A 10,671-nucleotide genomic window follows, 5' to 3' on the forward strand; every position below is an offset into this window, starting at 1 on the left:
TCCACGCACTTGTATACGCTGCGCCTCACAGTGTTGCGCGCATATTGCTTTCGCTTCGGCTTCCCATATGTGGTTAGCCTCGCCACTCGGGTACATTCCCTGGCCCGTTCTTCAAAACGTAAAATACGACGCTGGCAGCATAGCCCGTACTAATGCCTCGCGACATATTCCTTCGCTATACAGATCCTTTCACGCCGTATCGCTCCATCACCATCAGATTTCAGGCGCTTTGCACCTCCCTTTTCGGGGTACTTTTCAGCTTTTGCTCACGCTACTATTGCGCTATCGGTCTCAAGACGTATTTAGTTTTGGAAGTTGATGGCTCCCAAATTCCCGCGAGATTTCCGACCCACGGTACTCAAGACCAAGCCACAGTCCGCCAGTTTACGTCTACGTGACTATCACACTCTATGGTCTGACGTTCCAGACAAGTTCGACTTCACTGGTTTGCACTGTATATGGCTTGGCTTATAACACTACATTTCCCTTGCCTTTCGGTAGGGATTCAGTTTAAACTCTGCCGACTTCACTCGCCGTTACTGACGGCATCTCAATTGATTTCTTTTCCTGCCCCTACTAAGATGTTTCAATCCGGGGCGTTCCCGTTCCTTACGGAACAACATTTGCATGCTGAGAGGTCCCATTAGGACATCCTCGGTTCAAAACCTCCATGCGGTTCGCCGAGGCTTATCGCAACTTGGTACGTCCTTCATCAGCGCTTGAGCCGAGCCATTCACCTGATGGCATAAGTGCCAGAACACGTTTCACTACATTCAGTTAGCGTCCAGATTGTGCTTATACACGGTTTCATTTAGCTTGATTTTCGGTCTAAAATCGCTAATCTACCCTTCCGCAGCAGCATTACACCGCTGAGTGCATTGGTACGTCCTCTTCATCCCGCGGATTTTAATCCGCGGTTTTTGAGGCATGTATCAGATTCCCCGGACTTTAGTCCGGAGTTTCATGGACTCGCTGGGATTCGAACCCAGGGCCTCCGCCTTGCAAAGGCGGCGATCTTCCAACTGATCTACGAGCCCTGTATCGTGGTCTCGTATGGCCCACGAATCGCTATGATATGACAGTTATTCGGCTTCCAATCGATAGATATTACATAGCACACGTTTGTGTGCTGCGTTAGGAGGTGATCCAGCCGCAGATTCCCCTACGGCTACCTTGTTACGACTTAACCCCACTCGCGAAGCCCAAATTCGAACATGTTAAAGCATGCCCTCATTCAGACCTCACTCGCATGGTTTGACGGGCGGTGTGTGCAAGGAGCAGGGACGTATTCACCGCGTGATATTGATACGCGATTACTACGGATTCCGGCTTCATGAGGGCGAGTTGCAGCCCTCAATCCGAACTAAGGCTGGGTTTAGGAGATTACCATCACCTCTCGGTGTAGGTGCCCATTGTCCCAACCATTGTAGCCCGCGTGTAGCCCGGACCATTCGGGGCATACTGACCTACCGTAGCCCGCTCCTTCCTCCGCTTTAGCAGCGGCGGTCCCCACAGTGTGCCCATCTCTCTTGCGAGAATGCTGGCAACTGTGGGCACGGGTCTTGCTCGTTGCCTGACTTAACAGGATGTCTCACGATACGAACTGACGACGGCCATGCACCTCCTCTCAGCGAATTCGGTAAGGTCTTTAGCCTGACCTTCATATTGCTGTCGAGTCCGGTAAGCTTTCCGGCGTTGAATCCAATTGAACCGCAGGCTCCACCCGTTGTAGTGCTCCCCCGCCAATTCCTTTAAGTTTCAGCCTTGCGACCGTACTTCCCAGGTGACTCGCTTCAAGTTTTCACTGCGGCACCAGATGCGGTCGCACCGCACCTGACACCTAGCGAGCATCGTTTACAGCTGGGACTACCCGGGTATCTAATCCGGTTCGTGCCCCCAGCTTTCGTCCCTCACCGTCGGACCCGTTCTGGTGGGATGCCTTCGCCATCGGTGGTCCCCCAAGGATTACGAGATTTCACCCCTACCCCTGGAGTACCTCCCACCTCTCCCGGTCCCAAGCCTACCAGTATCTCTTGGACGCCTGACGATTAAGCCGCCAGATTTCCCAAGAGACTTAATAGGCCGGCTACGGGCCCTTTAAACCCAATAATAGCGGCTACCACTCGGGCCGCCGGTGTTACCGCGGCGGCTGGCACCGGTCTTGCCCGGCCCTTGCTAACAACTGTTATTTGGACAGCTGGACAGCCAGCACTAGGTGCTGGCACTCGGGGTCCCCTTATCGCGGTTTCCCGCAGTGTAAAGGTTTCGCGCCTGCTGCACCCCGTAGGGCCTGGATTCATGTCTCAGAATCCATCTCAGGGATCTTGCTCTCACAACCCTTACCCGTCGTAGGCTAGTAGGTACGTTACACCCACTACAACCTGATAGGCCGCAGACCCATCCTTGGGCACCGGAGTTTTGGACCAGAGAACATTCCAGTATCTTTGATCTATCCAGTATTAGTCCCAGTTTCCCGGGGTTATCCCGGACCCAAGGGCAGGTTATCCGCGTGTTACTGAGCATTACGCCGAGGGCTTTACCCTCTCGACTCGCATGGCTTAGTCGGACCCCGATAGCAGTAACCTCTGGCAGGATCAACCAGAATTGATTTGATATCTCGTTGATATCTGCACACTTATTTGAAGTTTTAAATTAAACTATCGGAATTTTAGGAGGAACTATTATATAAGGTACAATAGTTCCTTGTTAATTCCCATCTATCGATTGGAATTAACCGAACTGTCACATCAACGTCAGACGAGAAACTACGTTCTTGTCTCCATTTTATGTATCATGGTTGGAAGACAGCTCTTCACATTCAGGTTATTCCTATAATCTGAGCCGACGCCAAATTTTGACCATGAACTAATATTGTGATAAATAGTAGTTGCGTTTTAACGACACAACATTCCTGTTACCACACAGGAAGCTCTATATTAGTTATTTATCGTATATAACTCTTTCCCTCGTGTATGATTTTAATACACGAGATCATTTAATATTTTTAAAAAAACCAGAACATTTCCCGGTTTTCTTATGTTTCATATGACCGTTCAACACGGTCATCGAGCTTCCCTCACTACCACACATTGCTATATAAATGTTGTGGGTGCAAAATCGGAGCCCTTCAACTTAATAAAGAATGTAATATATGTTATCAGTTTTGGGGATCAATCTCTTTAGTTACAAACAACGAACTAATACAACTCATACGAACCCGATGTTTAGCATGTGTTCATACGAGTTAGTTGTTAAATCTGCTTAAGTTAACAGCATCCTTTAAACTAACAAAAGGCTTATGTGCGCTGGATATTATAATGTCTATAGCAGATATAACGTACGTCTATATCTGTCAGTGGGGAATGAACTTGGGACTAATTATTTCAAAGAGCCGTATAGCCTTATAAGAAGGTAGGATGCTATACACGATTTGCAGTAAATATCATCCGGGTGTAGATGCCCATCTCAGGAATGTGGGGGCGTTGGGTTTGAGCAAGCACCTTTACATCGAGGAGCTTTCGGAGATACCGGATGATGCCACATCCTTGATTTTTGGTGCATGGCATATTTCTTATGAGCCTGTGATGAAATTTGCCAGAAAAAAAAATATAAAGATAGGATACCTCTGGACTTCAAGCCCGACAGAGACCGAGCTTCACTCGATAATGTTAGTTCAGCACCAGCATGAACTGCTATACCAGGCATCAATCCCGATGGAGATGAATCATAAAGGGGAGATATCGCTCCTGAATCAAATTCTTACTATGAAAAAAAATGATGAAATTGATTTCATATGGTTCGCTAAAAAGGATTTCCTCGAAGCTTTTGAGAATAATGGAATTTTCTTCGCCCCCCATCCTGTGCAGGAAAGACAAAAGAGAGACTTCGTCCCCGAAAGGAACAATATAAGCCTTTTCTTATCGCCAGCAATAAAAAAGAACATATATTCGCAGTACCTCGCTTTCACTGCAGTTGCGCGCCGCATACCGGCCCTGCATCTTAAAACCAGCCTTCCTTTCCAGGCTTCGCCTGATGTAACGGTTCTGGGATGGATGCCGCAGGCCGTGTATGAGCAGGAAATTAACAACACATACCTTGCTCTCCATATCAGCCTTGCAGAATCGTTTGCATATGGTGCTTACGAGTTCCTGGCAAGAGGCATTCCGTGCCTTGTATCTCCCACTATAGCCAGGAACTTCAACATTCCCTTACATAATGATATCGTTATCCAGAATGTGGATTCTGTAACAGAGATCGCAGACAGGATACAGTATATGGTGGAATCCGATGAGAACTATTACATGGAGCTAAGCAACGACCTGTATCTGGCTATGAGAGGGTTGAAAGAGCACAATAATACATCTATTGTAAAGATATTTAGAAAGCAGGGGATAGCATAAGCAATGAATTGAGAGGTTTGGTTCTATTATCGGTATCTGGTCCCAGTGACATCAATTCCACAGCTCCCCGCGAAGTATCGAATCCGTCTTATCATTCGTGCTCTTGAATATCTTTCTTATCTTTACGATATATTCATCGTCTACCGGCTCAGGATCTTCAAAGATTGCATCCACGCCCAGCAACCGCAGATGTTCTTTGAACTCATCTACGGTTCTCATGTCCATGACCCTTATCTGCACGGTCTCAGTGATCCTCTCGCCTTCTTGCTTCCTTTTAATTGTCCTTATCATGGGCTGCAGGATGCTCTCACCAAGCCTCTGGCACCTTTTTTTCCTGCTTTCTTCATCCTCGTCCCATTCCACGGATTGGAATGCTTCCCTGCACACTCTGGGGAAGAAAAAATCCCTGCCGTAGTCGTTGTAGAATTCAAAAGCGTATCTCAGGTCGGCGCAGTTGCTCAGTGAACTTGTGTATTTTACCGGAGGAAGCGCCATTTGCGGATCTTTGATAACAACACCTTCATTCAATGCGCTTCCGAATCCCTTGATGATTTTCGCAACCTCCAAGTGTGCTTCGTCCACACCGTACTCCCCGAAAAGCCGGACAGAATTAAGACCGTGCTCTTCCACCAGCGCCCGCCTCTCCATCACCGGCATAGGCTTTCCAGATATCTTTCCCTGATATCGAACACAAAAAACTCAAGGGATTCGATATCATAAATTGATTTAGGGACGTAAGGGCTGTCCGGACCCACCATCTCGCCGCACAGCATAAGTTCGGGATGGTCATGAAAGAACTCCCTGCCGATAAGCTTATTCGCTTTTTCGGTGGTGTACGGGCACACGAAGCCGCCGCGTGTAAGAGCCACAAGCGTATCCCCGATAAGTGCTACCCTTGTATTGTAACCGTTCATTTTCTCTTCGGCAACAACTTTCTTGCACGAAGAAAAATGTTTGACTATGCCGGGGTAAAGCACTAACAGACGTGGGATTTTAGGAAAACCCCGGACAATATCGAACGGCTCAACGAATATGGTAGTTCCGCCCTCTACGCTCGATACAGGCTTATCGAACCGGAATAATTCCCGCGGGGAATAAACATACTGTAAAACTCTCCTTTCCAGTGCGCCTGTTATCCTGTATTCGGGAATATCCAGGAGTTCTGCCGCTTTTCCAGCATTGAGCTTGTCAAGCAGTTCCGGGGAGACATCACGTCCCATCCCCGATCAACTCTTTTTAGCCAAGTGCTTTATAATTCCTCTCCTGCTTATTACACCTACCATTTCATCCCTGAGATTCAGAACAGGCACACCGCCGATGTTCTCTTTAAGGAGCAATGAGATGACCTCGGACACGAGGGTGTTCGTCCGGACAGATTTCACATTCTGGGTCATGATATCCCCTACAATGAGATTACGGATCCTTTCATCCTGCTGGTTATCGGGTACAAGTGTCCTGAAATTCATCATTGCCCTTGCAACATCCTTTTCTGTAATTATGCCTACAAGGTCGCCATTCTCAGTTACGGGAAGCCTCCCTATATCATTGTCCAGCATCAGGCGCCGCGCATGAGAGACCCTGTCGTTCACGCTTACCGATATCGGCTGCTTCATGATCTCAGCCGCATAACCTTTAACAGCCCTGGCGGCTTTGAGGATTTCATGAGGCGTTACCCAGCCCATGAGCTTGCTGTTATCCGTCACAACAAGAACCCCGCCGGTCCTGTCCATCAGGGCGATCGCATCTTCAATACCTGTGTCGGGAAGAACCTTTGTGAATGCGTTCGTAGTCGCATTTGCAACATGGATTGAGGATGCGGGAAGATTCGATTTCTTCCAGGTTCCCAGCTTCCCGGCAATGCATCTCATTGTGATTATACCCAGTATATCGTTCCCGTTCACCACAAGAAGCCTGCGGGTATCGTGTTTATCCATCAGTTCCATTGCGTGCGAGATCATATCTGATTTGTGCACCTGTACCGGTTCTATCATTATGTCTTTTACCTTCATAGTCTCACCTTACAGAGTTAAAATTGCATTTACTATGTTATCGCCTGTCAATATTCCCATGAATCCATTATCCATCACAGGCAAGCCGTTTATTCTCTCTTTTACCATTATCCCTGCAGCGTAAGTTGCAAGGTCATCGTTCTTAACGGTTATAAGGGGAGTTGACATTATGTCTTCAGCAACAAGAGGCATATCCCTTACATACCTGTACTGTTTCCTTCCGGCGTAGCTTTCCTTGCGTGTCATCTTTATTTCTTTCTGGGGCAGATCGCCGGTTTTGTTCGTCATTTCCGTAAAAGTCAGGTTCGAACTTGTGATAATCCCGACAGGCTTATCATTATCCTCAAGGACAACCGCCCTGTCCATTAAATTTGCCTCAAGCTCGTAAAGGATATGACTTATCGTGTGATGCCTGTGAACTGTTAAGGCAGGGATGATTTTCAAATCACTGACTTTAAGTTCCAGGGGCTGTTCTGAGAAATATTTTATCAGGTCCCACTTTGTTACGATACCTGTAACCTCATTTTTACTATTCACCACAGGCAACCCACTTATGTTATTCTCGCGCATCAGTTCTGCCAGTTGCCTTGGTGTTGCGTCGGGAAATATAGTAATAAGGCTCTCGCTCATTACCTTCCTGATAGGGATATGGTCTATCGGTCTTCTCCGCCACTGCGGCTCAGCCTGGTCAAGCCTCCGGCTGATATCTTTTTTTGTCACTATTCCTATCGGCTTATTATTTTCGATAATCACAAGTCTTCCGATCTTATGGCGTAACATCAGGTTTCTTGCTCTTGCCACGTTTTCCTCAGGCGATACTACGTAAACGGGGGAACTCATTATTTCTTTGATTTTCATAAATATCCTGCTATCCGGCTATTGCCCGGACAATGTCGCGTTCTGTTATAATACCATTCAATTCCCCATCCTCAAGTACAGGGAGAGAACCTACATTCTTTGCAAGCATTATACCTGCCGCCTCTCCCAGGTCCACGTCCGACCCTGTAAAAACCACATCCCTTTTTATCAGGGTGCGGACAGGCACATCAAAAACTTCGCTTGCATTCCCTGTAGTGAGGCGGTTAAAGATATCCCCGCTGCCCAGGAAGCGCAGGATATCGGATGCGGTTATTATGCCTATAAGAATATTATCCTTTATAATGGGAAGCCGCCTGAAGCCGTTATTTATCATGGACTTAGCCGCCGTTCCCACTGGCATATCGGGCGGGGCGGTCACTACGTTCCTGCTCATGTATTCACCTACTGTTTTTCCCATCCTGACGTCGGATACGAGGAAGACAAAATCCCTCTCGGAGATTATGGCTTTCACCCTGTTATCTCCATCAGTGATCGGGACTCCGCCTACGTTTTCCTTTAACATGGTATCCAGAACATCTTTGAGGGAATCTTTTTCATTGAGGCTTACCACGTTCTCTTCCATTATCTCGCTGATGCTGCCGTTAACGGCTGCAAGAATATTCCCTTTGAACCTGTTCTTTACGATAAGATGTCTTGAGCCCCCTCCCAGGAAATCAACAATATCCTGCGAGGTAACTATTCCTTTTAAGCGGTTGGTGCCCGCATCTGCAACCGGGATTCTCCTGAAACCTTTATTCAACATAGTCTTTACAGCATCTATTATCGGCATCGTCGGCGGGATGGTCACTACGTCTCTTGATGCGATAGTCATAATGTCACCAAGATGTTCTGAGATCCTGCTTTTAAAATCAAGAGGCCCTGCATTCCGCACATACGCATCTCGAATCTCTTTTAGTACTGATGTTGTAAATTTTTGGTTTTTAGCAGAAGTTTGGTCTTTCATAAAACACCTTTTAAATGAACACTTTGATTATATCGTTTCTATCTATTATGCCTACAAGCTTTCCATCACTGACAACCGAAATCCTTCCTATATCAAGTTTCAGGAATACCTGGATTGCCTCTTTTAAAGTAGCCTGAGGAGATATGGTATATATCGGTGTGCTCATGACCTTTTCGACAGGTGGGGACATGGTAGCTTTCGTCCCGTGTTCGTCTTCTTTCTCGATTCTCGCGTAGCCTGCATTGATTATGTTACGCCGTGTCACTATTCCTACTGGTCGTCCGGCTTTTACCACCGGATATCCGGAAAAACCCGAGTCCCTCATGTTCAGCCATGCTTTGGCTATACTATCTTTCGGGGAGCATGTTTTTACGTCCCTGGTCATTATATCTTCTACCTTCTTTGAAGGGATTTTATCAAGGTTAAGGTTCCTGAAAATATCGACCGTGCTCAGAATGCCTATAAGAGTCTTATCCTGGCTGGAACGTATAACAGGAACGCGCCCAAGCCCGGCATCGATTATCAATTTTGCAGCATGCATCATATCCATATCCGGATAGACTTCCGGGAACTCGGATGTAAACCCTTCCACAGTAACGTTTGATTTTGTGGAATATATATTTAAAATATCCTTTTCCGTCAATATACCGATAAGCCTGTTCTTATTATTCACTACAGGAAGGGTACGCTTATGCTGGTTTCTTATAACCTGACGCGCATGTGTCATAAAATCAGTATCATGCAGAAAAACAGGGTTTTTCGTCATTATCTCTTCCACTTTCATAACATCATACTCCCATTTATCATTAATATATGTTATATCTATGGAGTCGTCTCTCTGCAATCCTCACAGAGAAGCTGTCCGTTTGTAAGCACCAGGTCCTCTTTAAAAATCCCGCATCTTTCGCATATGCCCTGTCGAAGGGACTGCGACGAAGGGGCTTCAGGCGAGACAAACCTTGCACGATGCATGTTGATCAGGTCTTCGAAGATGAAACCCATCTCGGCTGATGCTGCAATAAGGTCCGTATCCGTTATAATCCCGACAAGCCTGGAGTTTTCAACGACAGGTAATCGCCGTATCTTCATCTTGACCATCCTGTACATGGCATCCGTTACATTATCAGTGGTTGATACGGTTATCAGCGGAGTGGTCATCAGTTCCCGGATGGATACATCGGCGGGCTGAAGGTTCCTGGACACTATCTTCCTGACGATATCACGCTCCGTGACTATCCCTACAGGACGTTCTTTATCTGTTATGATAATACTGCCGACATCATGCCGCAGCATTTCTTTCGCTAAGGTCTGGATATCGCTTTTAATATCAACAGATGCGACATCCCTTGTCATTATATCTCTTACCGGCATCCTGGCTTCCATGTACATTCCTCCCTGATGCTTAAGTATGTTTTCTGAAGTTTTATATGTTGTGCTTATGTCCGGGATATCTGATTGGGATTGTGAAAACTATAATGTTATAGTTGCATTATGGTCATTAAGCTTTATGTACCTTAGTAATAATTGTATTAATAAAATTGGTGTTAAAAATGAAATTAAAGATCGTTATAAAAGAAGATGCTGAAGATGGTGGCTTTAATGTTAGTTGCCCCGCCCTGCCGGGCTGCCATTCGCAGGGTGAAACTGTAGAAGAGGCTGTACAAAATATTAAAGATGCTATCCAGGGCTGTATAGCGGCTTTAAATGATAGGGCAAAAACTATGGAAGGGAAAGTTGTAGAAGTGGCGGTATAATTTGGTAAAATTACCAGTAGTTTCTGGTAAAGACGTTATTAAAGCCTTCCGCAAAGCAGGATGTTCTGTTGATAGGCAAACGGGAAGGCATGTGGTTATGATGAAACCCGATTCTTCCGTTACTTTATCCATCCCGTTGCATTCGGAAGTTAAACGGGGAACCCTGAGGTCTTTGATAAAAGATGCAGGATTAACGGTAGAAGAGTTTGTTAGGCTCCTTGAAAGGTGTAACATATGAGCAAAAAAATTCTATTTTTCGTTCTTTGCATCAATAAAGCTCGATAGACTCCCCCGAATTATACTTCTCATGGTGCACGCAGATATCCGCCACCTTTTCTGCAACCTCTTCAGGCTCAATGTCCGCTTTTTCCTCAGGGAACAGTCTTTTGAACATACCGATATCGACACTTGCAGGACACAAAGCGACGATTTTAACATTCCTTCTGACCTCCAGTGCGGCAGCCTCGGTAAGCCCGATTACTGCAAATTTCGATGCGCAATAAACGCTTAAAGTGGGAATGCCCATCTTTCCTGCGCCTGAAGAAATATTTATGATCAAACCGCCGTGGTTTTCCATTTCAGGGATTACATGTTTCATATTAAAGAAAACACCTTTAACATTTACGTCCATTATTTCTTCAAATTCTTCGGCCTTCGTTTCCCATAAATATTTGGCACCAGTTTTT

Annotated in this window: 9 protein-coding genes, 1 tRNA gene, 2 rRNA genes and 1 pseudogene; 3 read left to right on the plus strand and 10 right to left on the minus strand. The window is 46.1% G+C overall.

What is annotated here, in order from left to right; all coding sequences use genetic code 11:
• From MNV_RS20135 to MNV_RS07130, 3 genes are all read right to left on the minus strand, one after another.
• Positions 1 to 761, minus strand: a 23S ribosomal RNA gene (locus MNV_RS20135); the annotation flags it as partial.
• Positions 762 to 964: 203 nt separating this feature from the next.
• Positions 965 to 1,037: transfer RNA gene (locus tag MNV_RS07125), tRNA-Ala, on the minus strand.
• 99 nt (positions 1,038 to 1,136) lie between these two features.
• Positions 1,137 to 2,605 (minus strand): 16S ribosomal RNA (locus MNV_RS07130).
• Between the two features lie 811 nt (positions 2,606 to 3,416).
• Here MNV_RS07130 and MNV_RS07135 point away from each other — a divergent pair.
• Positions 3,417 to 4,400 carry a glycosyltransferase family protein gene (locus MNV_RS07135; protein ID WP_096204805.1) on the plus strand — a complete coding sequence of 328 codons (984 nt, stop codon included), beginning with the start codon at positions 3,417 to 3,419 and terminating at the stop codon, positions 4,398 to 4,400.
• Positions 4,401 to 4,451: 51 nt separating this feature from the next.
• Here the strand turns inward: MNV_RS07135 and MNV_RS21000 are convergent.
• The 6 genes and pseudogenes from MNV_RS21000 to MNV_RS07165 form a co-directional block, all read right to left on the minus strand.
• Positions 4,452 to 5,620 (minus strand): annotated as a pseudogene (locus MNV_RS21000) (RNA ligase).
• 6 nt (positions 5,621 to 5,626) lie between these two features.
• A complete protein-coding gene (locus MNV_RS07145) occupies positions 5,627 to 6,409 on the minus strand; it encodes a CBS domain-containing protein (protein ID WP_096204806.1) in 783 nt (260 codons plus the stop codon).
• 9 nt (positions 6,410 to 6,418) lie between these two features.
• Positions 6,419 to 7,267, minus strand: a complete 849-nt coding sequence (locus MNV_RS07150) for a CBS domain-containing protein (RefSeq protein WP_096204808.1) — start codon at positions 7,265 to 7,267, stop codon at positions 6,419 to 6,421.
• 10 nt (positions 7,268 to 7,277) lie between these two features.
• A complete protein-coding gene (locus MNV_RS07155) occupies positions 7,278 to 8,231 on the minus strand; it encodes a CBS domain-containing protein (protein ID WP_096204810.1) in 954 nt (317 codons plus the stop codon).
• Positions 8,232 to 8,241: 10 nt separating this feature from the next.
• The gene (locus MNV_RS07160) at positions 8,242 to 9,015 is read right to left on the minus strand and encodes a CBS domain-containing protein (RefSeq protein WP_143311681.1); all 774 of its coding nucleotides are present in this window, start codon (positions 9,013 to 9,015) and stop codon (positions 8,242 to 8,244) included.
• A 38-nt stretch (positions 9,016 to 9,053) separates the two neighbouring features.
• Positions 9,054 to 9,614: a CBS domain-containing protein gene (locus MNV_RS07165; RefSeq protein ID WP_179293853.1), complete on the minus strand. Its 561-nt coding sequence runs from the start codon at positions 9,612 to 9,614 to the stop codon at positions 9,054 to 9,056.
• 167 nt (positions 9,615 to 9,781) lie between these two features.
• On the opposite strand from MNV_RS07165, the gene MNV_RS07170 reads away from it, so the two are divergent.
• Entirely contained in the window at positions 9,782 to 9,985 is a 204-nt protein-coding gene (locus tag MNV_RS07170; RefSeq protein ID WP_096204816.1) for a type II toxin-antitoxin system HicB family antitoxin, read from the plus strand.
• 1 nt (position 9,986) lies between these two features.
• Complete coding sequence (locus MNV_RS07175) at positions 9,987 to 10,223, plus strand: type II toxin-antitoxin system HicA family toxin (protein ID WP_096204817.1); 237 nt, start codon at positions 9,987 to 9,989, stop codon at positions 10,221 to 10,223.
• Between the two features lie 30 nt (positions 10,224 to 10,253).
• Here MNV_RS07175 and MNV_RS07180 read toward each other — a convergent pair.
• On the minus strand, positions 10,254 to 10,671 hold a 418-nt coding region (locus MNV_RS07180), incomplete at its 5' end, for an SDR family NAD(P)-dependent oxidoreductase (protein ID WP_143311682.1).

This window comes from Candidatus Methanoperedens nitratireducens (assembly GCF_900196725.1).
GTDB classification, from domain to species: domain Archaea; phylum Halobacteriota; class Methanosarcinia; order Methanosarcinales; family Methanoperedenaceae; genus Methanoperedens; species Methanoperedens nitroreducens_A.

Excerpts from the sequence above, each read along its gene's own strand:
- MNV_RS07135 (WP_096204805.1), top strand. The coding sequence starts at position 3,417 with ATGCTATACACGATTTGCAGTAAATATCATCCGGGTGTAGATGCCCAT.
- MNV_RS07145 (WP_096204806.1), bottom strand. The coding sequence starts at position 6,409 with ATGAAGGTAAAAGACATAATGATAGAACCGGTACAGGTGCACAAATCA.
- MNV_RS07150 (WP_096204808.1), bottom strand. The coding sequence starts at position 7,267 with ATGAAAATCAAAGAAATAATGAGTTCCCCCGTTTACGTAGTATCGCCT.
- MNV_RS07155 (WP_096204810.1), bottom strand. The coding sequence starts at position 8,231 with ATGAAAGACCAAACTTCTGCTAAAAACCAAAAATTTACAACATCAGTA.
- MNV_RS07160 (WP_143311681.1), bottom strand. The coding sequence starts at position 9,015 with ATGAAAGTGGAAGAGATAATGACGAAAAACCCTGTTTTTCTGCATGAT.
- MNV_RS07165 (WP_179293853.1), bottom strand. The coding sequence starts at position 9,614 with ATGGAAGCCAGGATGCCGGTAAGAGATATAATGACAAGGGATGTCGCA.
- MNV_RS07170 (WP_096204816.1), top strand. The coding sequence starts at position 9,782 with ATGAAATTAAAGATCGTTATAAAAGAAGATGCTGAAGATGGTGGCTTT.